General features: G+C 71.1%; 23 protein-coding genes and 3 pseudogenes. 15 read left to right on the forward strand and 11 right to left on the reverse strand.

What is annotated here, in order from left to right; all coding sequences use genetic code 11:
* Positions 1-52: 52 nt before the first annotated feature.
* From OG306_RS25215 to OG306_RS25240, 6 genes and pseudogenes are all read left to right on the forward strand, one after another.
* A complete protein-coding gene (locus OG306_RS25215) occupies positions 53-991 on the forward strand; it encodes an ABC transporter ATP-binding protein (protein WP_266748344.1) in 939 nt (312 codons plus the stop codon).
* Positions 985-1,740, forward strand: a complete 756-nt coding sequence (locus OG306_RS25220; protein WP_371665632.1) for an ABC transporter permease — start codon at positions 985-987, stop codon at positions 1,738-1,740. The genes OG306_RS25215 and OG306_RS25220 overlap by 7 nt, the downstream gene beginning before the upstream one ends.
* Positions 1,737-2,921, forward strand: coding sequence for a sensor histidine kinase (locus OG306_RS25225; protein WP_371665633.1), 1,185 nt, complete (start codon positions 1,737-1,739; stop codon positions 2,919-2,921). The genes OG306_RS25220 and OG306_RS25225 overlap by 4 nt, the downstream gene beginning before the upstream one ends.
* Positions 2,918-3,529, forward strand: coding sequence for a response regulator transcription factor (locus tag OG306_RS25230; protein ID WP_266748346.1), 612 nt, complete (start codon positions 2,918-2,920; stop codon positions 3,527-3,529). Before OG306_RS25225 ends, OG306_RS25230 begins: the two co-directional genes overlap by 4 nt.
* Positions 3,530-3,731: 202 nt before the next feature.
* The gene (locus OG306_RS25235) at positions 3,732-4,277 is read left to right on the forward strand and encodes an SMI1/KNR4 family protein (RefSeq protein ID WP_371665634.1); all 546 of its coding nucleotides are present in this window, start codon (positions 3,732-3,734) and stop codon (positions 4,275-4,277) included.
* A gap of 134 nt (positions 4,278-4,411) precedes the next feature.
* A pseudogene (locus OG306_RS25240) lies at positions 4,412-4,555 on the forward strand (IS5/IS1182 family transposase); the annotation flags it as partial.
* Positions 4,556-4,593: 38 nt separating this feature from the next.
* On the opposite strand, the gene OG306_RS25245 reads toward OG306_RS25240, so the two are convergent.
* The 4 genes from OG306_RS25245 to OG306_RS25260 form a co-directional block, all read right to left on the reverse strand.
* On the reverse strand, positions 4,594-4,938 hold the full coding sequence (locus OG306_RS25245) for a hypothetical protein (protein WP_371665635.1): 345 nt from the start codon (positions 4,936-4,938) through the stop codon (positions 4,594-4,596).
* A gap of 99 nt (positions 4,939-5,037) precedes the next feature.
* Positions 5,038-5,346, reverse strand: coding sequence for a hypothetical protein (locus tag OG306_RS25250; protein ID WP_266748349.1), 309 nt, complete (start codon positions 5,344-5,346; stop codon positions 5,038-5,040).
* Positions 5,347-5,577: 231 nt separating this feature from the next.
* Positions 5,578-6,300 (reverse strand): class F sortase, encoded by a 723-nt coding sequence (locus OG306_RS25255; RefSeq protein WP_266748350.1) that lies wholly within the window; start codon positions 6,298-6,300, stop codon positions 5,578-5,580.
* A 147-nt stretch (positions 6,301-6,447) separates the two neighbouring features.
* On the reverse strand, positions 6,448-7,536 hold the full coding sequence (locus OG306_RS25260; RefSeq protein WP_371665636.1) for a hypothetical protein: 1,089 nt from the start codon (positions 7,534-7,536) through the stop codon (positions 6,448-6,450).
* 663 nt (positions 7,537-8,199) lie between these two features.
* Here OG306_RS25260 and OG306_RS25265 point away from each other — a divergent pair.
* Together OG306_RS25265 and OG306_RS25270 are read left to right on the forward strand one after the other, a co-directional pair.
* Positions 8,200-10,239 carry an elongation factor G gene (locus OG306_RS25265; RefSeq protein ID WP_266748352.1) on the forward strand — a complete coding sequence of 680 codons (2,040 nt, stop codon included), beginning with the start codon at positions 8,200-8,202 and terminating at the stop codon, positions 10,237-10,239.
* Positions 10,240-10,743: 504 nt separating this feature from the next.
* Positions 10,744-12,201, forward strand: coding sequence for an ice-binding family protein (locus OG306_RS25270; protein ID WP_371665637.1), 1,458 nt, complete (start codon positions 10,744-10,746; stop codon positions 12,199-12,201).
* Between the two features lie 187 nt (positions 12,202-12,388).
* Here OG306_RS25270 and OG306_RS25275 read toward each other — a convergent pair.
* Positions 12,389-12,724 (reverse strand): annotated as a pseudogene (locus OG306_RS25275) (nucleotidyltransferase family protein); the annotation flags it as partial.
* A 181-nt stretch (positions 12,725-12,905) separates the two neighbouring features.
* On the opposite strand from OG306_RS25275, the gene OG306_RS25280 reads away from it, so the two are divergent.
* Entirely contained in the window at positions 12,906-15,287 is a 2,382-nt protein-coding gene (locus OG306_RS25280) for a HelD family protein (protein ID WP_327349365.1), read from the forward strand.
* A 127-nt stretch (positions 15,288-15,414) separates the two neighbouring features.
* Here OG306_RS25280 and OG306_RS25285 read toward each other — a convergent pair whose 3' ends face one another.
* A complete protein-coding gene (locus OG306_RS25285; RefSeq protein ID WP_266748355.1) occupies positions 15,415-16,272 on the reverse strand; it encodes a transglutaminase-like domain-containing protein in 858 nt (285 codons plus the stop codon).
* Positions 16,273-16,288: 16 nt separating this feature from the next.
* On the reverse strand, positions 16,289-17,290 hold the full coding sequence (locus tag OG306_RS25290; RefSeq protein ID WP_266748356.1) for a GNAT family N-acetyltransferase: 1,002 nt from the start codon (positions 17,288-17,290) through the stop codon (positions 16,289-16,291).
* A 117-nt stretch (positions 17,291-17,407) separates the two neighbouring features.
* On the opposite strand from OG306_RS25290, the gene fdxA reads away from it, so the two are divergent.
* Positions 17,408-17,728 carry a ferredoxin gene (gene fdxA / locus OG306_RS25295; protein WP_037688837.1) on the forward strand — a complete coding sequence of 107 codons (321 nt, stop codon included), beginning with the start codon at positions 17,408-17,410 and terminating at the stop codon, positions 17,726-17,728.
* A 124-nt stretch (positions 17,729-17,852) separates the two neighbouring features.
* A complete protein-coding gene (gene dapC, locus OG306_RS25300; RefSeq protein WP_266748357.1) occupies positions 17,853-18,947 on the forward strand; it encodes a succinyldiaminopimelate transaminase in 1,095 nt (364 codons plus the stop codon).
* 88 nt (positions 18,948-19,035) lie between these two features.
* Here dapC and OG306_RS25305 read toward each other — a convergent pair whose 3' ends face one another.
* Both OG306_RS25305 and OG306_RS25310 read right to left on the reverse strand, forming a co-directional pair.
* Positions 19,036-19,434: an ATP-binding protein gene (locus OG306_RS25305; RefSeq protein WP_371665638.1), complete on the reverse strand. Its 399-nt coding sequence runs from the start codon at positions 19,432-19,434 to the stop codon at positions 19,036-19,038.
* 339 nt (positions 19,435-19,773) lie between these two features.
* On the reverse strand, positions 19,774-20,748 hold the full coding sequence (locus OG306_RS25310) for a hypothetical protein (RefSeq protein ID WP_266748359.1): 975 nt from the start codon (positions 20,746-20,748) through the stop codon (positions 19,774-19,776).
* A 117-nt stretch (positions 20,749-20,865) separates the two neighbouring features.
* Between OG306_RS25310 and dapE the strand changes: the two genes are divergently transcribed.
* A complete protein-coding gene (gene dapE / locus OG306_RS25315; RefSeq protein ID WP_266748360.1) occupies positions 20,866-21,945 on the forward strand; it encodes a succinyl-diaminopimelate desuccinylase in 1,080 nt (359 codons plus the stop codon).
* A gap of 97 nt (positions 21,946-22,042) precedes the next feature.
* On the forward strand, positions 22,043-22,801 hold the full coding sequence (locus OG306_RS25320; protein WP_266748361.1) for a TIGR00730 family Rossman fold protein: 759 nt from the start codon (positions 22,043-22,045) through the stop codon (positions 22,799-22,801).
* Positions 22,802-22,951: 150 nt separating this feature from the next.
* On the opposite strand, the gene folP is transcribed toward OG306_RS25320, so the two are convergent.
* Positions 22,952-23,824 (reverse strand): dihydropteroate synthase, encoded by an 873-nt coding sequence (folP, locus tag OG306_RS25325; RefSeq protein WP_266748362.1) that lies wholly within the window; start codon positions 23,822-23,824, stop codon positions 22,952-22,954.
* A gap of 110 nt (positions 23,825-23,934) precedes the next feature.
* On the opposite strand from folP, the pseudogene OG306_RS25330 reads away from it, so the two are divergent.
* Both OG306_RS25330 and OG306_RS25335 read left to right on the forward strand, forming a co-directional pair.
* A pseudogene (locus OG306_RS25330) lies at positions 23,935-24,271 on the forward strand (DivIVA domain-containing protein); the annotation flags it as partial.
* A 241-nt stretch (positions 24,272-24,512) separates the two neighbouring features.
* Entirely contained in the window at positions 24,513-25,103 is a 591-nt protein-coding gene (locus OG306_RS25335) for a DNA-3-methyladenine glycosylase I (RefSeq protein ID WP_266748363.1), read from the forward strand.
* A gap of 18 nt (positions 25,104-25,121) precedes the next feature.
* Here OG306_RS25335 and OG306_RS25340 read toward each other — a convergent pair whose 3' ends face one another.
* Entirely contained in the window at positions 25,122-25,934 is an 813-nt protein-coding gene (locus OG306_RS25340) for an enoyl-CoA hydratase/isomerase family protein (RefSeq protein WP_266748364.1), read from the reverse strand.
* Positions 25,935-26,196: the final 262 nt, after the last annotated feature.

Here is a 26,196-nt window from a genome sequence, read left to right on the forward strand (position 1 = left end):
CCACGACCCGCGGCCCTGCCGGGCCCACCCCCCGCTCCGCCACTCTGAACGCATGACAACGACAGCCCCCGAGACCACCGGAGCCAAGACCGCCGTGGTCCGCTTCGACCGGGTCAGCAAGGCGTACGGGACGGTGTGCGCCGTCGACGGACTCACCCTCGATCTGCACCCCGGCGAGACCGTGGCGCTCCTCGGCCCCAACGGCGCCGGAAAGTCCTCCACCCTGGATCTGCTCCTCGGCCTGCGCACCGCGGACTCCGGTTCGGTCCGGGTCTTCGGCACCACCCCGCAGGGCGCCATCGCCGCAGGCCGCGTCGGCGCGATGCTGCAGAGCGGCGGCCTGATGGAGGACGTCACCGTCGGCGAACTCGTCCGCCTCGCCTGCGATCTGCACCCCAGGCCCCACCCGGTGGGCGAGGTGCTGTCCCGCGCCGGTATCGCGCAGATCGCCGACCGCATGGTCAACAAGCTCTCCGGCGGCCAGGAGCAGCGCGTACGGTTCGCGCTCGCCACCGCCGGGGCCAACGACCTGATCGTCCTCGACGAGCCGACCACCGGCATGGACGTCACGGCCCGCCAGGCCTTCTGGGCCACCATGCGCGAGCAGGCCGAGCAGGGCCGCACCGTCCTGTTCGCCACCCACTACCTCGAAGAGGCCGACGCGATCGCCGACCGCGTCCTCGTCCTCCACAAGGGCCGGCTGCTGGCCGACGGCACCGCCGCCGAGATCAAGGCGAAGGCCGGGGCCCGCCGGATCTCCTTCGAGCTGGAGGGCCCGGTCGACGAGGCGGCCCTGCGCGGCCTGCCGTTCCTGTCCACGCTCGACATCAGCGGCAACCGGGTCCGCATCCAGTCGCACAACGCCGACGCGACCGTCCACGCGGTCTACGGGCTCGGCCTCTACCCGCGCGAACTCGAAGTCGCGGGACTCGGCCTGGAGCAGGCCTTCGTCGCCATCACCGAGGCCGAGGAGGCCAGGACCCAGTGCTGAATTTCTTCTCGTGGGCCCTCATCCGGCTCGAAGTGACCCGCACCCTGCGGAACAAGAAGTTCATGTTCTTCTCGGTCATCTACCCGTCGGTGATCTACCTGTTGATCTCCGGCACCCGGAACACCACGGACATGGTCCCCGACAGCGACCTCACCCTCCAGGCCTTCTTCATGGTCTCGATGGCCTCCTTCGGCGCGCTGACCGCCGTCCTCATGGGCAACAGCGAACGCATCGCCAAGGAGCGTGAGAAGGGCTGGGTCCGCCAGCTCCGGCTCACCGCACTGCCCGGTCGCGGCTACGTCCTGGCGAAGATCGCCAGTGCGGCGATGGTCACCCTGCCCTGCATCGTGGTCGTGTTCCTGGTCGCCGCCACCGTCAAACACGTACGGCTGGATACCTGGCAGTGGTTCGCGCTGACCGGGGTCATCTGGGCCGGTTCGCTGGTCTTCGCCGCGCTCGGGGTCGCCATCGGCTACATCGCCAGCGGTGACGCGGTCCGTCCGATCACGATGATCATCTACTTCGGGCTCTCCATCCTCGGCGGTCTGTGGATGCCCAGCGCGACCTTCCCGCAGTGGCTCCAGAACATTTCCGAATGGCTGCCCACACACGCGTACGCTTCTCTCGGTCAGGCGATCGAAATGGGCGGGTCGCCGCACGGCAAGGACGTCGCCGTCCTCTGCGTCTACTTCCTGATCTTCGCGGGCGGAGCGGCCTGGCTCTACCGGAAGGACACCCTGAAGGCGTGAACGACGAGGAGGAGTACGTGGGTGTCGGGCGCCCGCCGACGGGCCGTCGGCAGGTCTGGATCAAGCTGCTCTGGATCGGTGTCTGGCTCGCGTTCATGAGCGCCCCGGTCAAGGACCTGGCCGACGGCCACCACACCCCGTGGGGCACCGCGCTGGGCGTACTGGGTCTGCTGGTCTTCGTCGGCGCCTATCTGGTGCTGGTCTTCCGCCACACGTCGAAGGCCCTCGACCGGCGCGTCGTCCAGTCCTCGATCGCCTTCCTCGGCACCCTCGCCATCATTCTGTTCCTGACGCTCGGCACCGCGTGGCTGGTCCTCTTCGTGTACGTGGCGGTCTCCGTCGGCGCCACACTGCCGCTGCGGACCGCCCGCTGGCTGATTCCCGCGGTCGTCGCCGTCCTGGTCCTCCTCGGCCTCACCGACGACCACCCCCGCGAGATCATCACCGCCCTGGTCTTCCCGTCGCTCCTCGGCGGCTTCGCGATGACCGGCGTACGACAGATGATCCGTACGACGATCCAGCTCCGCGAGGCCCGCGCGACCGTCGCCCAGCTCGCCGCCAACGAGGAGCGGCTGCGGCTGGCCCGCGATCTGCACGACCTGCTCGGCCACTCGCTCTCGCTCATCACGCTCAAGAGCGAGCTGGCCGGGCGGATGCTCCCCGACCATCCGGAGCAGGCCGCCGCGCAGGTCGCGGACATCGAACGGGTCAGCCGCCAGGCCCTGGTCGACGTACGCGGCGCCGTCACCGGCTACCGCCGTCCGACCCTCCCCGGTGAACTGGCCGGAGCCCGTACCGCACTCGCCGCCGCGGGCATCACCGGCGACATCCCCGCCGAGGCTCCCGAGGACCTCCCCGAGAAGCCGGAGGAGGTGCTCGCCTGGGCACTGCGCGAAGCCGTCACCAACGTCGTACGCCACAGCGGCGCCCGGCACTGCACCGTCACGCTCGACCCGCGCCAGACCCTCGACGGCAAGGTCCTCGAACTCACCGTCGCGGACGACGGCGTCGGCGCCTCGGGAACGGAACCGGGCAACGGCCTCACCGGCATCACCGAACGCCTCGCCACGGTCGACGGCACGCTGATCGCCCCGGCCGGCAACTCCCGCTCCGGATCCGGCAAAGGCTTCACCCTGACCCTGACCGTTCCGCTCGGATCCGGCCTAGGATCCACGGAATGAGCGTGATCAGACTCCTCCTCGCCGAGGACCAGTCCATGGTGCGCGAGGCCCTCGCGGCACTCCTCGGCCTGGAACCCGACATCGAGGTGGTGGCCCAGGTCGCCCGCGGGGACGAGGTGCTCGCCGCGGCCCACGAGCACCGCATCGACGTGGCGCTCCTGGACATCGAGATGCCGGGCATGACGGGCATCGACGCGGCGGCGGCCCTGCGGCGCGAACTCCCGGCCGTGAAGGTCGTCGTCGTCACCACCTTCGGCCGCCCCGGCTACCTGCGCCGCGCCATGGAGTCGGGCGCCGACGCCTTTCTGGTGAAGGACGCCCCGGCCGCCCAACTGGCCTCGGCGGTACGGAAGGTGCTCGCCGGGGAGCGCGTCATCGACCCCACCCTCGCGGCCGCCGCGCTCGCCGACGGGGCGAACCCGCTCACCGACCGCGAACGCGATGTGCTGCGCACGGCGGCGGACGGCTCCACGAACGCGGAGATAGCGGCCGCGCTCCATCTCTCCCAGGGCACGGTCCGCAACTACCTCTCGATGGCGATCCAGAAACTGGCGGTCCGCAACCGTGCGGAGGCGGTCCGCATCGCCCGCGAGAAGGGCTGGTTGTGAGGTTCCAGCAGCCGGCCCGGCACTTCGTCGGTCGGCGGCCGAACCGTGGCGGGCTTGCTCACCGAGGTACTCACGCCGCGGGGCTGCACACGCGGGGACTCGGCGGCTTCGCGCACGCTGATGCCCGGCCGGCCGAAGGCCGGTTGCATCAGCTCGGTCCGGAACTACGAGCGCATCGTGCCTTTTCGCTCCATCGGGCCTCATGACCACCGACGAACCGGCGCGTGTCACCACCGCGTGGAATCGGATACAAGCCTGGCTGCGCGGGCACGCCCCGGTCTCGTACGCCACCCTGCAGCCGGGCGCCGGGCCCGAGGAGCTCGCAGAGCTCGAAGCGGCGACGGGCAGCGCTCTGCCCCCGGGACTGCAGGCCCTGTGGCTGTGCAGCAACGGCAGTGGCGGTCCGATGGCCTGGGGCGACCCGGAGGAGGAAGCCATGGCACGTGCCTTTCTGCCGGAGGGCGACACCTTCGTCTCCGCGTCAGCGGCACGACTTCTGTACGGCTTCCATACGAGGCTGGAGTTCTACGACCGCACGTGGATTCCGTTCGCGGCCTACGACCCCGACGGGTTCACCGGGCTGTTCGTCAACGCCACGCCCGGCGACAACTACGGACAGGTCGGTCTCTGGAATCACAAGGACCGGACCGTGCCCGAAGGGCCAGTGCTGTCGGCGTTTCTCGAGGACGCGGCGGACAAGCTGGAACGAGGCGTATGGCGGCCTCATGCGCCCGGGGAAGACGACTGACCAGGAATACGCGGCGCCTCCGACCGGGCTGGTCGGGGGCGCCGCGCGTATCAGGTACGGGCTGCTGCCGATTCCCGCGGAAACCGATGGTGCGACGCGGCTCCGGGATCGAGAATCACCGGACGCATGAAGTGAAGCGCAACCGCCGCTACCTGTGCAGACGCCAGATCAAGCACGCCATCCCGGAACCGAAGGACCAGCGGGCCAACCGCCGGCGCCGCGGCAGTCGAGGAGGTAGGCCCGCCGGCTTCGACAAGGAGATGTACAAGCGCCGGAACGCCCCGTGGCCTCGATCCGCCTCTGGCTCAGGCCGTGATCAGCCTGTTCCAAGAGCGTCTGCCTGCCTCGTCAGGTCTGTGGCGATGTCGTCCCAGTCCGGTCCGTGCAGCCACAGGTTCTCGGCAGCCTCTCGCATCAGCGCTGGTTCGTCCGGTCGCTGCAAGAGCACTAGTCGATAGGACAGGTTGCGGACCCAGACCGGCAGGCGGCCATCAACTATGTGCGGGCACAGCTCACGCAGCATGGCGAGGATCGAATCCGCGTCGGCGAAGGTCAGCTCCTCGACGAAGTAGTGCTCTCGGTGTTCGAGGCTGCACTCCGGCGTGGGTCGGTACTCATCTCCGTAGAGACACCGGGCATGCGCCGTCAGGGTGCCGTGCATGTCCTGGAGCCTACGACGCCTTAATCCGCCGGACAGAACACCTAGTGCTGTGCGGGTGAGGGGGTCCGCCCGGATCAACGCACGGGCGGACCATGGCCGTCAGCCCTTGGCGGCGGCCTCCCGGATCAGCGGCTCGAACTCCCGCCGCACGTAGGTGTCGAACGGCTCCGTCAGCGCGCCGTCGAGTACCCGCCGCACCCGGTGCTCCGCCGCGAACTCCTTGATCGCTGCGCGGGAGTCCGGCTCCACACCCCCGCCAATGATCAGCACCCCGAACTCCTCGGTCGCCAACAGCTTCCGAGCCTCCTCGTCGGTGCTCACTCCCTCCGCGTCAAAGCCGTCCGCGCGCAGCGTGGCCAGCACCTCCGTCACCCTGACGGGCGTCCTTCCCAGCACCAGCGTCCTCATGGCCGTTCCTCTCCGGTACGTCGACATCGGCGCCCCCGAACCTAGAAGCTCAACCAGACTTGAGGTCAACCCCCAACCCTCGCCCACCCCGGCAGCCACGTGATCCGCCGGACAGGACCTAACGGCGGTCCCGGCACGCGCGAGGGCGGTGCGGACTCGGGGTCCGCACCGCCCCGTACGGTTTGCGGTCCGGCGGATGGTCGCACCCCGGCGTCGATCGCCGACCGGCCGTCAGCCATTCTTGGAGGATTCGAGGTGGGCGAAGGCCACCACGTTGTCCTCGTAGTGCTTGGCCTTCCTGTTGTACGGGCCGCCGCAGGTGATCAGGCGCAGCTGCGCGGACGGGGTGTCCGAGTAGACGCGCTTGTTCGGGAACTTCGCCTTGCTGAACGTCTCGACGGCGTCGACCTTGAATGTGGCGACCGAGCCGTCGGCGCGGGTGATGTCGACCGTGGAACCCGGCTTGAGGAACTGGAGCTGCAGGAACACGGCCGGACCGGTCGTCGTGTCGACATGGCCCGCCACGATCGCGGCACCACGCTCGCCAGGGGTGACACCGCCCTTGAACCAGCCCACCAAGTTGCTGTCGTTCGGGGGCGGCGGGTTCAGCTGACCGTCGGCGCCGATGGACAGGTCGGTGAACGGTGCCTTGACGGCGAGGGACGGAATCTGCAGCCGCGTCGGGACGGAACGCGACATCGCCGGGCCGACGGCGGGCGCCGACGGGGTGACGGGTCGGGGCGCGGCATGGGAGCCGAGGACCTCGGGTACGGCCGCGGGCGCGATGGCGGCGGGTCGGGCCGACGGCTTGTCGTCGACCGAGGTTTCGATCGAGTTGTAGATCAGGAGCATGCCGACCCCGGCTGCCACGGCGGGCCACATCAAGGCGCGGCCCAGTGTGGTTCCGGGGGCAGTCCGGGTTGGGATGGAGCCGGGAGACTGCGGGGCGGCCATGGGAACGTGCCTTTCGGTTGTGCGGTGTTGGAGAGGGGAGAGGGGATGCGGGGGTGGGGGCGGTGGTGCAATCGAAGCCGCCGCGGCCGCCGCCCCGAGGGACGACGGCCGCGACAAACGAAACGACCGGTCAGCCGTTGGGCCCGGTCAGGCGATCGCACCGCCCGACGACTGGCGACGGCGCAGCTTGTATGCACCGAAGCCGATGCCACCGATCAGCAGCGCCGAGCCGGCAGCCAGGTTGCTGCTGGTCGTAGCCATCCCGCCGCCACCGGCGTTGACGCCACCACTGGGCTTGCCCTCGTTACGGCCGCCGCGGCCACCTTCGTCGCCGCCGCGACCGCCCTTCTCGCCGCCGCGACCGCCTTCGTCGCCGCCGCGACCGCCCTTCTCGCCGCCGCGACCGCCTTCGTCGCCGCCGCGGCCACCCTCGTCGCCGCCGCGACCGCCTTCGTCGCCGCCGCGGCCACCCTCGTCGCCGCCGCGACCGCCTTCGTCGTCGGTGACGACCCGGGCCATGAAGCCGCCGCCGGCCTGAACGCCGCCGCTGGGCTTGCCCTTGTCGCCGCCGCGGCCGCCTTCGTCGCCGCCACGACCGCCCTCATCGCCGCCGCCGCGGCCGCCTTCGTCGCCGCCACGACCGCCCTCATCGCCGCCGCCGCGGCCGCCTTCGTCGCCGCCACGACCGCCCTCATCGTCGCCGCCGCGACCGCCCTTCTCGCCGCCACGACCGCCCTCGTCGTCGCCGCCGCGGCCACCCTTGTCGCCGCGACCGCCTTCGTCGTCGCCGCGACCACCTTCGTCGCCGGTGACGACCCGGGCCATGAAGCCGCCGCCGGCCTGAACGCCGCCGCTGGGCTTGCCCTTGTCGCCGCCGCGGCCGCCTTCGTCGCCGCCGCGGCCGCCTTCGTCGCCGCCGCGGCCGCCTTCGTCGCCGCCGCGGCCGCCTTCGTCGCCGCCGCGGCCGCCTTCGTCGCCGCCGCGGCCGCCTTCGTCGCCGCCGCGGCCACCCTCATCGCCGCCGCGGCCACCCTCATCGCCGCCGCGGCCACCCTCATCGCCGCCGCGACCGCCTTCGTCAGAGTCGGACCTTCCGTTCTTGTCGCTGTGCGAGGACGAGGATCCCTTGTGGTGTCCCGAATCCGCGGCCGTGGCCATGGCGTAGGCGGAGGGACCGGTAATGGCAAGGACCGCGGTGACAGCGGCCGAAGCGAACAGTGTGCGGGCAGAGCGCATCTGAACACATTCCTTCCGCCGCAACTGCGGAGAGTGACAGGGGGTCGACTCAGTGTGGCGCAGTGGCGACATGATCTACCGTCAGTCCGAATGTCACTTCGCGCCAGCGCAAAATGCCGCATCGGGGCCATGTCGTGGGCCCTTCGGGTGGCGAAAAGCCAATAATCACCCGTTGGACTGCACGCAGTGCCACGTGAGGTTTGGGCGACGACCGTCCACTCGTTTGCCGACGCTTTGGCGCGGCGGCCCAATCGCCGCCCGGCTCGGCAATGACCCCCGATGGGCTTGAACGGCCCGTTGGGGACATGGAGTTGAGAAGACTTGCTCTCCTTGTCCGGCGAGACGTGCGCGCGCGGTGCCCGGCGGGACTCCGCCCGGAGCCATACCTTGAATTTGCATAACGGCGTACGCGGCCCGCCGATGCGTAGACACTGATCTGCTTGTCCTCGGCTGCCGGGTATGAAAGCGCAGGAGGCGGGCACGCAGGTTCCGGCAGGCATCCCCGGCTCAGTGAATGCCCGGCTGGTAAATCGGTTGCAGCGCGGGGTGGCCGCCTGCTGTACTCCCCGTCCAGCACTCGATCGACCGAGGAGAAGATCATGCGCGGAACTCTCATGTTCATTCAGACGGAAATTGTCACCGATCTTGAAGACATGGAGTTTCGTGCACACGCTGAATCTGGGAATTCTGGCGCATGTCGACGCCGGTAAGACGAGCCTGACCGAGCGGTTGCTCCACACCGCCGGTGTTATCGACGAGATCGGCAGCGTCGACGACGGGAACACCCAGACCGATTCCCTGGCGCTGGAACGAGAGCGCGGAATCACGATCAAGTCCGCCGTCGTCTCGTTTCCCATCGATGACATCACGGTCAATCTGATCGACACACCCGGCCACCCGGATTTCATCGCCGAGGTGGAACGGGTGCTCAACGTGCTCGACGGTGCCATGCTGGTGATCTCCGCGGTGGAGGGCGTACAGGCGCAGACCCGTGTTCTGATGCGGACGCTGCGGCGCCTGCGCATTCCGACGCTCATTTTCGTGAACAAGGTCGATCGCGGCGGTGCGCAGGAGGAATCCCTTCTGCGGAGCATTTCGGAAAAACTCACCCCGGCCGTGATCGCCATGGGATCGGTCGACGGGCGGGGCTGCCGGGACGCCCGCTGTACGCCGTACACCGGGGCCGACCCGGGCTTCACGGACCGGCTGGCCGAGCTTCTCACCGACCAGGACGACGCGCTGCTGGCCGCGTACGTCGAGAACGCGGCGCCGCTCCCGTACCGCAGGCTGCGTGAAGAGCTGGCGGTACAGACCGGGCAGGCGCTGGTGCATCCGGTGTTCTTCGGGTCGGCGATCACCGGAGTGGGCGTGGACGCCCTGATCAGCGGGGTCAGGGAGCTGCTGCCCGCGAGCGCGGGCGATGCCGACGGGCCGGTGTCGGGCACCGTCTTCAAGGTCGAGCGGGGGCCGGGCGGCGAGAAGATCGCGTACGTCCGGATGTTCTCGGGCACGGTACGGATCCGCGACCGGCTGCCGTTCGGCCGGAGCGACGGACACGCGGGCGGCGGCGGGGGCGGCCGCGGTGAGGGGAAAGTGACCGCGATCAGCGTCTTCGACCGCGGTTCGGCCCTGCGCGAGGCGGCGGTCGGAGCCGGCCGGATCGCCAGGCTCCGGGGGCTCGGCGACATCCGGGTCGGCGACACGGTCGGCGAACCGGACACGACCGGGCGGCGGAATTGGTTCGCCCCGCCGACACTGGAATCGGTCGTGGCCCCCAGTGCTCCGGTGAACAGGGGCGCGCTGCATTTCGCTCTCGCGCAACTCGCCGAACAGGACCCATTGATCAATCTGCGTCAGGACGGCATCCGGAAAGAAGTGTCCGTCTCGCTCTACGGCGAGGTGCAGAAGGAAGTGATCCAGGCGACGCTCGCCGATGAATTCGGAATCGATGTCACCTTCCGCGAGACCACGACCATTTGCCTGGAGCGGCCGAACGGTAGCGGTGCGGCGTACGAGATCATCGGCCAGGACCCCAATCCCTTTCTGGCGACCGTCGGCCTTCGGGTCGATCCGGCACCGATCGGCAGCGGCATCGAATACCGGCTGGAGGTGGAACTCGGATCGATGCCGTACTCGCTGATGAGAGCGGTGGAGGAGACCGTCGGGGAGACCCTGCGGCAAGGAATTCACGGCTGGCAGGTCACCGATTGCGTCGTCACCATGACGCATTCCGGCTACTGGCCCCGGCAGAGCCATTCCCATGGTGTCTTCGACAAGAGCATGTCGAGTACCGCCGGGGATTTCCGCAATCTGACCCCCCTGGTCCTGATGAGCGCGCTGAAGCAGGCCGGCACCACCGTCCACGAACCGATGCACCGCTTCCGGCTGGAACTCCCCACGGACCTGCTCGGCCCGGTCCTGCCCGTACTCGCACCTCTGGGTGCCGTCCCCGGGACACCGGCCCCGCACGGTGCCGTATGCGTGCTGGAGGGAGAGATTCCGGCGGCCCGGGTCCACGGACTGCAACAGCGGCTCCCGGCCCTGACGCGCGGCGAAGGGGTCCTGGAATCCGAATTCGACTCCTATCGGGCGGTCAGGGGTGCGCCCCCGGCCCGGCCGCGCACCGACCGCGATCCCCTCAACCGCAAGGAGTACCTGCTGCACACGGTGCGCAGGGTCGCCGGACAAGGGGACTTCCGGTAGCAGGCTCGTCCCCACGGGGCATCCCATGCGCGAGTCTGCCCGGAAGCGACTGTGGAACGGTGAGCCGGACGAGTCACGCGGTGCCGCCGATGGCGTGAGGGTAAGGCGCAAGGCGGGCAGGTCACCCCCGCGCCTACTGGCTTTAATTTCATCATATGTTCCCATGAACCGCGCACTCCATGAACGGAAAGTGACGGGCTGTCACTTTCCGAATGTGGTGGTGCATGCTCTGCGGTCTTCCGCTCCAGCGGCCGCGGTGGCTCAGGTGCATCTCCGTGGCCTGGGCACACTGACTACGGGTCGGCAGCCGCACTTCCTCAGGAAAGAGAAAGGTCACCTTCCATGGCTGTGGCTGCTATCCCGTCCGCTCCTCGTCCAGACGGTCGTACGCCCACTCGGTGCAGACGCATCTGGCTCAGGGCGACCTTCGCCGTGTTGTCCGGCGTGACCGTGCTGAGCGCCAATACGTTGTGGGCTTCCGCTGCTTATGGGGCGGAAGCTCCGGTGGCGCTGGGCACCGACACCAGCTACGCGGTGCTGGCCGGTTCGACCGTCACCAACACCGGCCCCAGCGTCATCAATGGAGACCTGGGGCTCAGCCCGGGGTCCTCGGTGACGGGATTTCCGCCCGGCATCGTCAACGGCTCTCAGAACGTGGGAAACGCCGCGGCTCTCCAGGCCCAGTCCGACCTGACCATCGCCTACAACGACGCGGCCGGTCGAGCTCCGACCGCCAGCGTGGCGGGGGATCTCGCCGGAGTGACGCTGACGCCCGGCGTCTACAACTCCACCGGGCCGCTGGCGAACAGCGGTACCGTCACCCTCGATGCGGAGGGGGACCCCAGTGCTGTCTTCATCTTCCAGATTGCCAGCACTTTGATCACGGGGTCGGCGAGCAATGTCAGCCTCATCAATGGGGCTCAGGCGTGCAATGTGTTCTGGCAGGTGGGCAGTTCGGCCACCATTGGGACCAACTCCTTCTTCAAGGGCAACATCCTGGCCCTGACTTCCATCGCGGCACAGACCGGCACGGCGATCGAGGGCCGGGCCCTGGCGCGCAACGGTGCGGTCACCCTGGACACCAACACGATCACCAGGGCGGCCTGCACGGTCGGGCCTGCCGGGCCCACGGGCCCGACCGGACCGACGGGTGCGACGGGTCCGAACGGTGCGACGGGTCCGAACGGTGCGACGGGTCCGAACGGTGCGACGGGTCCGAACGGTGCGACGGGTCCGAACGGTGCGACGGGTGCGACGGGTCCGAACGGTGCGACGGGTGCGACGGGTCCGAACGGTGCGACGGGTGCGACGGGTCCGAACGGTGCGACGGGCGCGACCGGACCCGCCGGTCCGGAAGGGCCTACTGGACCTACCGGATCGGGCGGTGGCCACGGCGGTGACCACGGTGGCGGTGGCCACGGCGGTGACCACGGTGGCGGTGGCCACGGCGGTGACCACGGTGGCGGTGGCCACGGCGGTGACCACGGTGGCGGTGGCCACGGCGGTGACCACGGTGGCGGTGGCCACGGCGGAGACCACGGTGGCGGTGGCCATGGTGGTGGCAAGGAGGGCCACGGCGGCGGCTACCAAGGTGGTGGGAAGGAGGGTGCCGGTTACCACGGTGGCGGTTACCAAGGCAATGGGAAGGAGGATGCCGGTGACCACGGTGGCGGTGGCGGTTACCAAGGTGGTGGCAAGGAGGGTGCCGGTTACCACGGTGGCGGTTACCAAGGTGGTGGGAAGGAGGGTGCCGGTTACCACGGTGGCGGTTACCAAGGTGGTGGGAAGGAGGGTGCCGGTTACCACGGTGGCGGCTACCAGGGCGACAAGGGCCGCGAACAGCTGGCCAAAACGGGAACGAAGACGGAACTCGCCGTCATGGCCGGTTCGGCGCTTCTGCTCACCCTGGGTGGCTCGGCAATCGTCGTCATGAACAGGCGGCGTCTGCGCCCCACCACCTAGGCGGGCAGCTCAACTGGGTGCAGCGATCCAATCGGCCGACGACAGCCTCTCTGGAGCTGTCGTTGGCCGATTCGGCCGTCTTCGGGGGTATTCCGGCGACTCCACGAGCGGCGTTCCTCAACGGGCCTTTCAGAGCGCTCGGCCGCAGGGAGATCCGCCCGTCCGCAGCTGGACTCAGTGGTGGGGCTCAGCCCTGTCCGGCGGCCGTGGGGGACACGGACGCCGGGCGGTTCGGCCATGGCAGCACCGTCAACGCCGGCCACTGCCCCTGCCGGCGCGCGGCCTTCGCCTCGTGCACCTCGCGGGGTGCCGGCACCGGGTTCGGCCGTACGACCAGGCCGAACACATCGGAGAGTCCGTGCGGTACACAGACCCGCCACCGGCCGTGGGCCTCCAGCCGCACGCCCAGGCAGCACGTCGTCGCCGCGAAGCTGTCGATCGCCGACTCGGTGGAGTCGTGCGGCGGGCACGGTGTGCCGTACTTCTCCTCGTACCAGAGATGCCCCCGTGCCTCGTTGCGGATGAGCGGCAAGCTGCTCATCGAGCGGGAGTCGACTGATCACCACTCCTGACTACCACGCGCCGCCCCGGCACGTCCCCACCCGTACACACGTCCGCCGACCTGCACGGCTCCCGTTCTGCCCCGTTGTAAGGCACCCTGGCTCCCTGCCGCCCACCACCGCCCGCAGGGAGTCAGTGCACCGTTGTCCAGAGTTGAGATCGACCACGAACAGCACCATCTCGACATGCTTCATGCCCGCGTGGAGGCCCTTCGCGAGCACGCCGGGCGTCAGCTGGCCGGTGTGCTGCGGGAGACCGGCGGTACCCGGCAGGGGCGGCTGGAGCGGGAGAGCGCCGCCGCCCGGTACGCGGGGCAGGTCGCGCGGTACGACGCCGCCGAGAACGGGCTCTGCTTCGGGCGGCTCGACCTGCGCGACGGGGAACGGCACTACATCGGCCGGATCGGGCTGCCCGCCGAGTCCGCCGACGACGACCCGCTGCTGCTCGACTGGCGCGCCCCGGCGGCCCGCGCGTTCTACGTCGCCACGCCCGCGGCCCCCCACGGGGTGCGCAGGCGCCGCCACCTGGCAACCCGAGGCCGGCGGGTCGTCCGGCTGGACGACGAGGTGCTCGACCGGGACGGTGTGCCGGACAGCGAGCTGACCGGCGAGGCGGCCCTGCTCGCCTCCCTCGACACCGGGCGCACCGGCCGCATGCACGACATCGTCGCCACCCTCCAGGCCGAGCAGGACGCGATCATCCGCTCCGACCACCGCGGCGTCCTCGTGGTCCAGGGCGGCCCCGGCACGGGCAAGACGGCGGTCGCCCTGCACCGGGCCGCGTATCTGCTCTACACCCACCAGCAGCTTGCCTCCCGGGGTGTGCTGGTCGTCGGCCCCAACCCCACCTTCATCGGGTACATCGGCCAGGTGCTGCCCGGTCTCGGCGAGAACAGCGTGCTGCTGTCCACCGTCGGAGAGCTGTACCCGGGGATCCGCGCGGACCGCGCCGAGGCACCGGAGACCGCCGAGCTCAAGGGGCGTACGGAGATGGCGGCCGTCATCGCCGCGGCGGTCCGGGACCGGCAGGTGCCCACGGCACCCGGGTACGGGATCGAGGTGGAGTTCGACGGGGACGTCGTCCGCCTCGGCCACGAGGAGTGCGTACGCGCCGCCGACACCGCCCGCGCGACCCGGCTGCCGCACAACCTGGCCGCCCCCGTCTTCCGGCGCGAGATCGTGGACGCGCTCGCCCGGCGGTCCGTGGCCGCCACCCGCGACCTCGCCGACCGGCTGGAGGCGGACATCGCCGAGGTGCTCGCCGAGGCCGGTCTCGACCGGGCCGTACGCGCCGACCTGGACGCCCTGCCGGGGCTGCTCGGCGACGACGACTCGGCCACCGCGCGGGAACGCACCGAGGCGCAGGACATCGACGACGCCCGGCGCCTGCTCGCCGCCGACGCCGACGTACGGGCCGCGCTCGACGCCCTGTGGCCGCCCCTGACCCCGCGGCAGCTCCTCACCGACCTGTACGGACAGCGCGCGCTCCTGGACTCCGCCGCGCCCGGACTCACCGAAGCGGAACGGGAATTGCTGTTCCGCGCGCCGGAAGGCGACGGCGGCTGGAGCGCCGCCGACGTACCGCTGCTGGACGAGGCCGCCGAACTGCTCGGCCAGGACAACCGCGCGGCCGAGGCCGCCGCCGCCCGCGAGCGGGCCGAGGGCGTCGCGTACGCGCAGGGCGTCCTGGACCTCGCGGCGGGCGACGCCGAGGACGAGGAGGAGGGCGGCCTCGCCGGACTGGTCGACGCGCGGACCCTCGCCGACCGTCACGAGGAACGCACCACCCGCACCGTCGCCGAACGGGCCTTCGCCGACCGGAGCTGGGTCTTCGGGCACATCATCGTCGACGAGGCGCAGGAACTGTCCCAGATGGCCTGGCGGCTGCTGATGCGGCGCTGCCCGACGCGCTCCATGACCTTGGTCGGCGACGTGGCCCAGACCGGCGACGCCGCCGGGGCCTCCTCGTGGGCCTCCGCACTCACCCCGCACATCGGCGACCGGTGGCGGCAGGCGTCGCTCACCGTCAACTACCGGACGCCCGCCGAGATCATGGCGTCCACCACGGATGTGCTCGCCGCGCTCGGCCCCGGGCTCGAGCCGCCGCGCTCGGTACGGGAGTCGGGTGTCGCTTCCTGGCGGCTGCGCACCGACGACACCGCCCGCACCCTCGCCGACCTGGCCGCGAAGGAGGCGGCGGCGCTGGACGAGGGCAGGCTCGCCGTGATCGTCCCCGACGCGCGGCGCGACGAACTGGGGGCCGCGGTGGCCGGTGCGGTGCCCGGCACGGCGTACGGGGAGGAGCCCGACCTGGAGAACCGGGTCGTGGTCCTCGGCGTGCGGCAGGCCAAGGGGCTGGAGTTCGACGCGGTACTGCTGGCCGACCCCGCGGCCGTCCTCGACCGTTCGGTGCGCGGCCTGAACGACCTGTACGTGGCCCTGACCCGGGCCACGCAACGCCTGGGCATCGTGCACGAGGGCCCGGCCCCCGAGGTACTGGCGACGGCGGTGCGGGAGCGGGGATGAAGGCACGGGCCTGGGGCTGGGCGGGGGTGAAGGCACGGGCCTGGGGGCTCGGGGGGTGAAGGAACGGGGCGTAGGGGAACGGGGTGGCGGAACGGGGGCGCGAGAGGGCCCGCGCATCCCGCGGGGCTCAGTTCAGCATCGCCCGCGCCGCCCGCGCCTTCCGCCGGATCGCTTCCGCCGCGTCGGGCTCGACCTTGCCGACGACCTCCGCGTACTCCTCCATCTCCGCCGCCCCGCGCAGGAACTGCCCGCTCTGCACGAGCAGTTGCGCCCGCTCGTACCGCAGCCGCGCCGGGTGCGAGGGCAGCAGCAGCGAGAGGTCCACCGCCCAGAGGGCCACGTCCGTCCGTTCCGGGCGGGTGGCCGCCCACGCCCTGATGTTGTTCAGGATCCGCAGCACGATCTCCAGCGGCGGCGCCGGCACCAGCATCGACTCGTGGAGGGGCTCCCCGGTCGCCCCCGCCACCAGCAGTTCCGCGTCCTGCCCGGTCATCGGGCGGCCACCGTCGAACGGATCGGCCAGCACCCGCTCGGCCGGATCGCCGAACCCGACGACGAAATGGCCGGGCAGCGCCACCCCGTACACCGGAGCGCCCGCCCGCCGCGCCACCTCGATCCACACCACGGACAGCAGGATCGGCAGCCCGCGCCGCCGCCGCAGCACCTCGTGCAGCAGCGACGACTCCAGCCGCTGGTAGTCCGCCGGCGAGCCCGCGAAACCGCACCGCTCGCCGAGCAGTTCCGCCAGGGCCGAGGCCCAGGCCCGGCCGCCCCGCACCCCGTACGGGAGCCGCCCCGCCAGCTCGTCCAGTTCGATCTGCGCGGCGTCGGTCCCGTTCGCGTCCAGCGCCGGGTCGGCCACCGCGCCCAGCAACAGGCAGAGCAGCGCGAGATCCGGCCGCTCGGCGCGCGCCTCCTCGGCGAACCGCCGGTACAGCTCGTCCCGGCCCCGGCGCCCGGGCCGGTCGGACTCGTGAGGACTCATCGCGCCTCCCGCCCCGTCACGCCGACCGGAAGTGGTGATACCGGTGATGGACCGCGAACCCCATGCCTTCGTACAGCGCCCGTGCCGCGTCGTTGTCCGTCTCGACCTGGAGCCACGCCGCCGAAGCGCCCTCGTCCAGGGCCTTGCGGGCGAGCGCGGTCATCACGGCGGAGGCCAGCCCGCGCCGCCGGTGCGCCGGGTCCACCTCGACGGCCATGAAACCGGCCCACCGCCCGTCCACCACGCACCGCCCGATCGCGGCGGGCGCCGCGCCTGCGGCGTCACCGGGCACGGCGGCGAACCACACCGACGGACCGCCGCGCAGCACCTGAAGGACGTGCGGCCCCGGCGTCTCGAAGCGCTGGTAGCGGGAGAGCCACGCCTCGTCGAGGTCCCGGCTCAGCCGCACCCGGGACACCTCGGCGTCCAGATCGCCGACCGGTGCCAGCGCGGCGATCCGTACCTCCGCCGTCACCTCACGCCGCCACCCGCGCTCCTCCAGCTCGGCGCAGAGCAGTTCCTGGGTACCCTCCGCACCGGTCGCCGTCTGGATGTACGCGGGCAGCTCCCGCTCCTCGTACCACCGCCGGACGCGCCCGAGCGCCTCGTCGAGCGGCATGCCCGGATCGCCGAGCGGCAGCACGGAGTTGGCGCGGCGGGTGAAACCCCGGGCGGCGCGCAGCCGCCAGTCGCCCAGCGGCTCGCTCTCCACCGGCTGCCAGGCGCGGGCACAGATGGGCGCGAGCTCGTCGAAGGAGGCCGCAGGACCGCGCCGCCGGGCCGGGGCGGCGGGCACGACCTTGCCCGCCACCAGCGTCGATTCGGGGATACGGACGGAATCTCCGCCCTTCGTTGTGATCGACAGCACACCGTTGTCCCACGATGTGAGAACACCGACCGTGTCGGTGAATTTCGCCCCTTGCGGGCCGTCCTCCGGCGTACGCCGGACTGATACCCGTTTGCCCACGTCAGCCGGTGTAATTCGGACTTCGAGTTGTCCGCCGATGGTGAATTCCACAGCTCTCTCCGCCCCTCCTGTTCGGTTCGTGCCCGCGAACGGAGATACTAGGGGTGGGCATCGACGACGCCGCGCTCCCGCGCGAGAGCCAACGCCCTACCGAGGAGGAACGACAGCGTGACCTACGTCATCGCGCAGCCTTGTGTCGACGTGAAGGACAAGGCCTGCATCGAAGAGTGCCCCGTCGACTGCATCTACGAGGGCCAGCGGTCCTTGTACATCCACCCGGACGAATGCGTCGACTGTGGAGCCTGTGAGCCGGTGTGCCCGGTCGAGGCGATCTTCTACGAGGACGACACCCCGGAGGAGTGGAAGGACTACTACAAGGCGAACGTCGAGTTCTTCGATGACCTCGGGTCGCCCGGTGGTGCCTCCAAGCTGGGCCTGATCGAACGCGACCACCCGTTCATCGCCGCGCTGCCGCCGCAGAACCAGTAGTCGACGGCAGGCAGGTGCGCCGCCTCGGTCCCGTACGGCTCGTCTCCGTACGGGACCGAGGCGTTTTTGCCGCCGGAGCGGCCCGAGTCGTCCTCGGAACCCCCGTACGAGAAAGCAGAGATCCGTGTCCGCAGTCTCCTCCCGTCTCCCGGTCTTCCCCTGGGACAAGCTCGCGCCCTACAAGTCGACGGCCGCTGCCCACCCGGACGGCATCGTGGACCTGTCCGTCGGCACGCCCGTCGACCCGGTGCCCGAGCTGATCCAGCAGGCGCTCGTCGCCGCCGCGGACAGCCCCGGCTATCCGACGGTGTGGGGGACCGCCGAGCTGCGCGACGCGATCACCGGCTGGGTGGAGCGGCGGCTCGGCGCGGTCTCCGTGGCACACGAGAACGTCCTGCCGGTCGTCGGCTCCAAGGAGCTGGTGGCCTGGCTGCCGACCCAGCTCGGTCTCGGCGCGGGCGACAAGGTGGCGTACCCGCGCCTCGCCTACCCGACGTACGAGGTGGGCGCCCGGCTCTGCGGCGCCGAGCCCGTCGTCTACGACGACCCCACCGAGCTGGACCCGGCCGGGCTGAAGCTGCTCTGGCTCAACTCTCCGTCCAACCCGACCGGTCGTGTCCTGTCCAAGGAGGAGCTGACCCGGATCGTCGCCTGGGCGCGCGAGCACGGCGTACTGGTCTTCAGTGACGAGTGCTACCTGGAGCTGGGCTGGGAGGCCGAACCCGTCTCCGTACTGCACCCGGATGTCTGCGGCGGTACGTACGAGGGCGTCGTCGCCGTCCACTCGCTCTCCAAGCGCTCCAACCTGGCCGGATACCGCGCGGCCTTCATCGCGGGCGACGCGGCCGTGCTCGGCGAGCTGCTGCTGATCCGCAAGCACGGCGGCATGATGACGCCCGCCCCGGTCCAGGCGGCGACGATCGCGGCGCTCGGCGACGACGAGCACGTCGCCGAGCAGCGGACCCGGTACGCGGAGCGGCGCGCGGCCCTGCGCGCGGCGCTGGAGGCGCACGGCTTCCGCATCGAGCACAGCGAGGCGAGCCTGTACCTGTGGGCGACGCGCGACGAGCCGTGCTGGGAGACCGTGGCCTACCTGGCGGAACTCGGCGTCCTGGTGGCGCCGGGCGACTTCTACGGGCCGGCCGGTGACCGCTTCGTACGCGTGGCGTTCACGGCGACGGACGAGCGGGTGGCCGCCGCGGTCAAGCGGCTGGCCTGATCGCCGGCATCCCATGCGAGGGGCCTCGGGAGTGCGCACTCCCGAGGCCCCTCGCATGGGTGACGCGCCGGCCGGTGGCCGGTGCGGGTCAGCCGATCGGCAGACCCTGAGTGGGCAGGCCGCCCTGGGTCGTTGCACCGGCGGCGCCGCCGAGGACCTTGCCCGCGCTGCCCGCGGCACCGCCGGCGGCGCCCTGCACGGCGGGAGCGGCCTGGGCGCCGGCCTTGCCGACGGTCCTGCCCGCCGCCGGGAGGGCCGTCCCGACGATCTTGCCGCCGGTCTCGCCCGCGGCCTTGGTGCCCTGCTGCGACGCGCCGTCGACCGTCTTGCCGAGGCCGGCGCCGTCGACGGTGGTCAGACCGCCGAGCTCCGGGGTCTGCGGGAGCGCCGCGGCACCTGCGGCTCCGGCCGCACCGACCACGGGGGCTGCACCCGCGGCGATCAGCAGCGCGGCACGGGCGATCCGGCGGGTCAGGGGGAGGGACATGATGCTCCTTCGACGGAATGAGGGAGATGAGGGATCGGTCTGTCCGTTGATCGGACGCAATGACAACCGTCGTAAGGGTGGGGGAGGTTGCGGTACGCCGAGGTAAAGAGTCGGCAATGCGTCACATAATCCGCCATGGACGAACCCGGGCGGACGGTGCATTCCCGGAGCGGCAGATGAGCCGTCACTTCTCGTTGTGCGCAGGGCAATTGGGCGGTGAGGGAGAGGTTCTGGGAAGGGGTGCGCGCATGGATGTTCCGGAGGGAGCGGACAACCCCTGCGGGTGACTCCTCGCACTGCTGGACGACTACGGCATCAGTCGCCTACCGCACCGGTCGACTACGGCGCGAGCCCCATGCGGACCTCGCTGGTGCCCGGGCCCTTGCCGTCCGTACCGTCCGTACGCACCGTCCGCCAGCCGTCCCCGGCCCTCCACACCCGGTCCGCGTACGCGACCTCGTCCAAGTGGAGCGCCTCGGACCGCGCGACCGCCCAGTGCGCGAGCTCCCAGCCGCGCCGTGACGGGGCGTCGCTTTCGGAAGCGCGGGCCGCCCGCACCGGCACCGAGACCGTGCGCGCCGCCGTCGCCGACGCACCGGCCGTGCCCTTGCCGTCCCGCCGCGCCGACGGCCGCTCCGCGGGCAGCACGTCCTTGCCGAAGTCGCGCACCAGCTCGGCCCGCACCTTCGCCGCGTCGGCCTTCGCGGCCGTCGTCCGCGGCGGCGTGCAGTTCAGCGCGGCGGGCGTACGGCCGGTCAGCGCGGCCGCCAGCAACGCCGCGTCCGGCTCGTGCTTCGCGTACGCCTGCGGGAAGCCACTGCGCTGGACCCGCTGCGCGGCGACCGTCAGCGGCAGCCGCGAATAGCCGGGAACCTCGGCCAGGTGCCGGTAGAACTCCCCGGCGGAGTAGACCGGGTCCAGGATCTGCTTCTCGGTGCCCCAGCCCTGCGAGGGACGCTGCTGGAACAGCCCCAGCGAGTCCCGGTCGCCGTGGTCGATGTTGCGCAGTGCCGACTCCTGCAGCGCGGTCGCCAGCGCGATCGTCACCGCGCGCTCCGGCATCCCGCGCGAGGTCCCGACCGCGGAGATCGTCGCGGCGTTCGAAGCCTGCTCCGGACTCAGCCGGTACGTACGGCCCTGGCCGGGCGAACCGTCGGCGGACTTCACGGTGCACCCTTCGGTGACCCGGCTGCCGGATACGTACTTCACGGTCAGATAGCCGCCCAGCGCGGCGAGCACGCCAAAGGCGGCCGTGACGCGCAGGAGGCGGGAGCGGCGGGTGTGGCGGCGGGCGGGGGAGACGTTCCGAGGCACGGGGCCACCGTACTGGAGTGCCCGGCCGGGTCCGAGGGCCCCAGGGCCTGTCCGGCGGATCGGGGTCGGACAGGCCCAGCCTCCCGGGGACGGTTCCGTTCGTCTAGGGTCGGTTCCATGCCCGAAAGCACGCTTGATCTCACCCTGGACGGCCCCGCGCTCACCGCCCGACTCGTCGACTTCCCGTCGGTCAGCGGTCAGGAGAAGGACCTCGCCGACGCGATCGAGTCGGCGCTGCGCACCCTGGGGCACCTGACCGTCGACCGGCACGGCAACAACATCGTGGCGCGGACGGACCTGGGCCGTGCCGAGCGGGTCGTGCTCGCCGGACACATCGACACCGTGCCGATCGCCGACAACGTGCCGTCCCGGCTCGACGACGACGGCCTGCTGTGGGGCTGCGGCACCTCCGACATGAAGTCGGGCGTCGCCGTGCAGCTGAGGATCGCCGCGACCGTGCCCGAGCCCAACCGCGACCTCACCTTCGTCTTCTACGACAACGAAGAGGTCGCCGCGCACCTCAACGGACTCGGCCACGTCGCCGCCGCGCACCCCGACTGGCTGGCGGGTGACTTCGCCGTACTCCTGGAGGGCTCCGACGCCGAGGTCGAGGGCGGCTGCCAGGGCACCCTGCGGGTCTTCCTCCGCACCGAGGGTGAGCGGGCCCACTCCGCGCGCGGCTGGATGGGGTCCAACGCCATCCACGCCGCCGCCCCGATCCTGGCCCGCCTCGCCGCGTACGAACCGCGCCGCCCGGTCATCGACGGACTCGAATACCACGAGGGCCTCAACGCGGTACGGATCGAGGGCGGCGTCGCCAACAACGTCATCCCCGACGCCTGCACCGTCGTCGTCAACTACCGGTACGCCCCCGACCGCACCGCCGAAGAGGCGCTCGCCCACGTCCACGAGGTCTTCGCGGACTGTGGCGTCGCCGAATTCATCGTCGACGACCACTCGGGCGCGGCCATGCCCGGCCTCTCCCACCCGGCGGCCAAGGCGTTCATGGCGGCGGTCGGCGGCACCGCCAAGCCCAAGTTCGGCTGGACGGACGTCTCCCGCTTCAGCTCCCTCGGCGTCCCCGCGGTGAACTACGGCCCCGGCGACCCGCTCCTCGCGCACAAGCGCAACGAGCACGTGGCGGTCGACCGGATCACCCACTGCGAGGAACGCCTCCGCTCCTGGCTCACCGGCTGACCCACGGTATTCCCCTCGTCGTAACCTCCGTCGATCTACCCTGACCTGACACAGATGGTCATCGGTGATGGTCATCGATCGTCGGAGGGAGCAGGTCATGGGCAACCCCGAGGGAGCGCACGTCCCCGAGGAGCAGCGGCAGGGGCCGGTGCTCCGCCGCAGGGACCAGGTGCAGCCCGGCACCACCGACCAGCGGCTGCTGGACACCGAAGGCGATTCCGAGTGGGTGCACACCGATCCCTGGCGGGTGATGCGCATCCAGTCGGAGTTCGTCGAAGGGTTCGGCGCCCTCGCCGAGCTGCCGAGTGCCATCAGCGTCTTCGGCTCGGCCCGCACCCCGGCCGGCGGCCCGGACTACGAGGCGGGCGTACGGATCGGCAAGGCCCTGGTCGAGGCCGGCTTCGCGGTGATCACCGGAGGCGGCCCCGGAGCCATGGAGGCGGCGAACAAGGGAGCCCGGGAGGCGAAGGGCATCTCGGTCGGACTCGGCATCGAGCTGCCCTTCGAGTCCGGCCTCAACCCGCACGTCGACATCGGCGTCAACTTCCGCTACTTCTTCGTCCGCAAGACGATGTTCGTGAAGTACGCACAGGGCTTCGTCGTCCTGCCGGGCGGCCTCGGCACCCTGGACGAACTCTTCGAGGCCCTCACCCTCGTCCAGACGGGCAAGGTCACCCGCTTCCCGATCGTGCTGTTCGGCACCGCGTACTGGAGCGGGCTCGTGGACTGGCTGCGGGACACGGTGGTGGCACAGGGCAAGGCGTCGGAGCACGACCTGCTGCTGTTCCACGTCACCGACGACGTCGACGAGGCGGTCAACCTCGTCACGAAGGAGGTCGGCCGGGTCCGCCACTAGGCACCTGTCCATCGGGCACCTGTCCACCGGGCACCTCTCCGGCGGAGCAGGGCCGGACACGGACAGGCCTCTGGAACCGGGGGCTCCGCACGGGCGTTCCCAAGCCCCTCCGGCGATCGAGGAGCGGGTCCGGGGCGGAGCCCCGATCGGTCAGGCCAGTCCGCGCCGCGCGACCGCGGGTTCCCGGTGGCCGGCGATGGACGCGACCATGTCCAGCACCTGCCGCGTCTCCGCCACCTCGTGCACCCGGTACACCCGCGCCCCCAGCCACGCCGACACGGCCGTCGTCGCGAGCGTCCCGAGCAACCGTTCCTTCACCGGCCGGTCGAGCGTCTCGCCGACGAAGTCCTTGTTGGACAGCGATACGAGGACGGGCCAGCCGGTCTCCGTCATCTCGTCGAGCCGGCGCGTCGCCTCCAGGGAATGCCGGGTGTTCTTCCCGAAGTCGTGACCGGGGTCGATCATGATCCCGTCCGGCCGCACCCCGAGCCCGACCGCCCGCTCGGCCAGCCCCGCCGTCACGCGCAGGATGTCCGCCATCACGTCGTCGTACGCGACCCGGTGCGGCCGGGTCCGCGGTTCGGCGCCGCCCGCGTGCGTACACACCAGACCGGCGCCGTAGCGCGCGGCGACGTCCGCGAGCCTCGGGTCGACGCCGCCCCACGCGTCGTTCAGCACGTCGGCACCGGCCTCGCAGACCGCCTCGCCGACGTCGTGGCGCCAGGTGTCGACGCTGATCACCACGTCCGGGTGGCGGCGCCGCACCTCCGCGACGAAGCCCACCGTGCGACGGGCCTCCTCCTCGGCGGTCACCTCTTCACCGGGGCCCGCCTTCACGCCCCCGATGTCGACGATCGCCGCGCCGTCCGCGATCGCCTGCTCGACCCGGGCGAGCGCGGGCTCGTCCCGGAAGGTCGCGCCCTGGTCGTAGAAGGAGTCCGGGGTACGGTTCACGATCGCCATGATCACCGGCTCGTGCGCACCGAATTCACGCCGCCCGAGCCTGAGCGCACCGCTTCGCATCCCGTGTATCTCCTCTGGATAGATCGCCCGTGGGTCGCCTGCGACCCTAACTGTCGGTACCGCATGGCACGATCGGACTCGGACAGGTTTCCGCTCTTGGGGAGATACGCGTGTTCTGGTTCTTGCTGCTGGCGATGGTGGTGGTCGTGGCCGCGGTCACCCTCGCGGTGGTCGGCGGAGGGAAGAGCGCCGTCCTGCAGGACGTGGCGCCCGAGCAGCTGACCGACCCGCTGCCCGCGACGCGTCCGGTCGGTCGCGCGGACGTCGAGGCGGTGCGGCTGCCCGTGACCGTACGCGGCTACCGCATGACGGATGTCGACGAGGTGCTCGGCAGACTCGGCGCCGAGCTCGCCGAGCGGGACGCGCGGATCGCGGAGCTGGAGTCGGCGCTGGCCGGGGCGCAGGCGACCGCGGTCGGCGGCCCCGATCTCCTCAAGCGGCCGGAGGACCGGCCGCAGCCGGCCACGGAGCGCCCCGAGGACCGCCCGAAGGCGCCGTGGGAGGCGCCGGGCCGGGAACCCCGGCAGGAACCCCGGCAGGACCCCGGACAGGGCCCTTGGCAGGCCACCCGGTCCGATCCGCAGCGCGACGCCTGGCAGGCGCCGCAGCGGGACCTCCGGCAGGACCCCCGGCCCGATCCGTGGCAAACGCCCGGACAGCCCCAGCGAACCGGAGAGGAGCCCCGGCGATGAGCGGCGGCGCACAGACGGCCCCGGACGGCGGACTGCGCTGCCCCTGGGGGCTCTCCACCGAGGACTACCTCGCGTACCACGACACCGAATGGGGCAAGTCCGTCCACGGCGACGACGCCCTGTTCGAACGGCTCTGCCTGGAGGCGTTCCAGTCCGGCCTCTCCTGGCTGACGATCCTGCGCCGCCGAGAGGGCTTCCGCTCCGCCTTCGCCGGGTTCAAGATCCCTGCCGTGGCGGAGTTCACCGATGCCGACAAGGAGCGGCTCCTCGCCGACACCGGGATCATCCGCAACCGGGCGAAGATCGAGGCGACCCTCGCCAACGCCAAGGTCCTGGCCGACTGGCGCCCGGGCGAGCTGGACGACCTGATCTGGTCCCACGCCCCCGACCCGGCCGGCCGTCCGGCCCCGCGCACCGTCGAAGACGTCGCCGCGGTCACTCCGGAGTCCACGGCGCTGGCCAAGGACCTCAAGAAGCGCGGGATCCGGTTCGTCGGACCCACGACGGCCTACGCCCTGATGCAGGCCTGCGGCCTGGTCGACGACCACCTGGCCGACTGCGTGGCACGCGGAGGAGCGGGGGCGTAGGCCTGGTCGGCAGGGCGGCTACCGCCCGAGGTACTTCGGCTTCTCCTTGTTCAGGAACGCCTGCACCGCGATCGTGTGGTCCTCGGACGCGCCCGCCTTCGTCTGGAGTTCGCCCTCCTTCTCCAGCGCCTCGCTCAGGGTGTGAGCGGCGCCGTAGGCCAGGGACTCCTTGAGCGCGGCGTACGCCACCGTGGGACCGGACGCCAGGGCGCGGGCCACACCGGCGGCCTCGGCGGCCAGGTCGGCCGCGGGCACCAGCTTGTTCACGATGCCCAGCTCGTGGGCGTCCTGCGCGGAGATCGACCGCGGGAAGAGCAGCAGATCGGCGGCGCGGCTCTGCCCGATCAGACGGGGCAGCGTCCAGGAGACGCCCGAGTCGGCAGTCAGGGCGACACCGGCGAAGGACGTGTTGAACGAGGCGGTGTCGGCGACCACCCGGTAGTCGCAGGCCAGCGCGAACCCGAAACCGGCCCCGGCCGCGACACCGTTCACCCCGGCGACGACCGGCTTGGGCATCTCGGTGATGGCCCGCACGATCGGGTTGTAGTGCTCCTGCACGGTGCTCAGCGCGTTGCCGCCGCCGGACTCACGGGCCTCGGCGAGCTTGCCGACGTGCTCCTTCAGATCCTGGCCGACGCAGAAGGCGCGCCCGGTCGCGGTGAGCAGAACGGCCCGTACGGCCGTGTCGGCCGCCGCGGACTGCAGCGCGTCACGGAGTGCCACCTTGGCCTCGGCGTTCATGGCGTTCATCGCGTCGGGGCGGTTGATCGTGATCGTCGCGAGTCCGTCGCTCACTTCATGGAGCACGCTGTCCGCCATCTGGTCGGCCATTTCGCTGTCCCCTCTGCACCTCGGGCAATGCCTGTCCAGGCAAGCATGGCCGACTCGGGCCGGAGCGAACATGTGACCTGCGTCTAACAATTGCGCTCCGATGAAGGGGCGCGGGGGGCGGAGTATCGCAGCTCGATCGCCGAATTGGGTGGTTTTGAGAGAGCGCGTTGCGCAAGCGATGCCGACCGATGTTGGTCATCGGGGTCTGTGATGCGGGATAATGGCCATGAAGCAATGTGTTCGATGCCGGTGACACAGCGCC

Origin of the sequence: Streptomyces sp. NBC_01241 (assembly GCF_041435435.1) — a bacterium.
GTDB lineage: Bacteria > Actinomycetota > Actinomycetes > Streptomycetales > Streptomycetaceae > Streptomyces.

Coding starts and splice junctions, on each gene's coding strand:
- OG306_RS25285 (WP_266748355.1), bottom strand. CDS start 16,272: ATGAGTCCTCACGAGTCCGACCGGCCCGGGCGCCGGGGCCGGGACGAG.
- OG306_RS25235 (WP_371665634.1), top strand. CDS start 3,732: ATGACCACCGACGAACCGGCGCGTGTCACCACCGCGTGGAATCGGATA.
- OG306_RS25245 (WP_371665635.1), bottom strand. CDS start 4,938: ATGCACGGCACCCTGACGGCGCATGCCCGGTGTCTCTACGGAGATGAG.
- dapE (WP_266748360.1), top strand. CDS start 20,866: ATGCCCGAAAGCACGCTTGATCTCACCCTGGACGGCCCCGCGCTCACC.
- OG306_RS25260 (WP_371665636.1), bottom strand. CDS start 7,536: ATGCGCTCTGCCCGCACACTGTTCGCTTCGGCCGCTGTCACCGCGGTC.
- OG306_RS25340 (WP_266748364.1), bottom strand. CDS start 25,934: ATGGCCGACCAGATGGCGGACAGCGTGCTCCATGAAGTGAGCGACGGA.
- OG306_RS25320 (WP_266748361.1), top strand. CDS start 22,043: ATGGGCAACCCCGAGGGAGCGCACGTCCCCGAGGAGCAGCGGCAGGGG.
- OG306_RS25305 (WP_371665638.1), bottom strand. CDS start 19,434: ATGTCCCTCCCCCTGACCCGCCGGATCGCCCGTGCCGCGCTGCTGATC.
- OG306_RS25335 (WP_266748363.1), top strand. CDS start 24,513: ATGAGCGGCGGCGCACAGACGGCCCCGGACGGCGGACTGCGCTGCCCC.
- folP (WP_266748362.1), bottom strand. CDS start 23,824: ATGCGAAGCGGTGCGCTCAGGCTCGGGCGGCGTGAATTCGGTGCGCAC.
- OG306_RS25230 (WP_266748346.1), top strand. CDS start 2,918: ATGAGCGTGATCAGACTCCTCCTCGCCGAGGACCAGTCCATGGTGCGC.
- OG306_RS25215 (WP_266748344.1), top strand. CDS start 53: ATGACAACGACAGCCCCCGAGACCACCGGAGCCAAGACCGCCGTGGTC.
- OG306_RS25250 (WP_266748349.1), bottom strand. CDS start 5,346: ATGAGGACGCTGGTGCTGGGAAGGACGCCCGTCAGGGTGACGGAGGTG.
- OG306_RS25255 (WP_266748350.1), bottom strand. CDS start 6,300: ATGGCCGCCCCGCAGTCTCCCGGCTCCATCCCAACCCGGACTGCCCCC.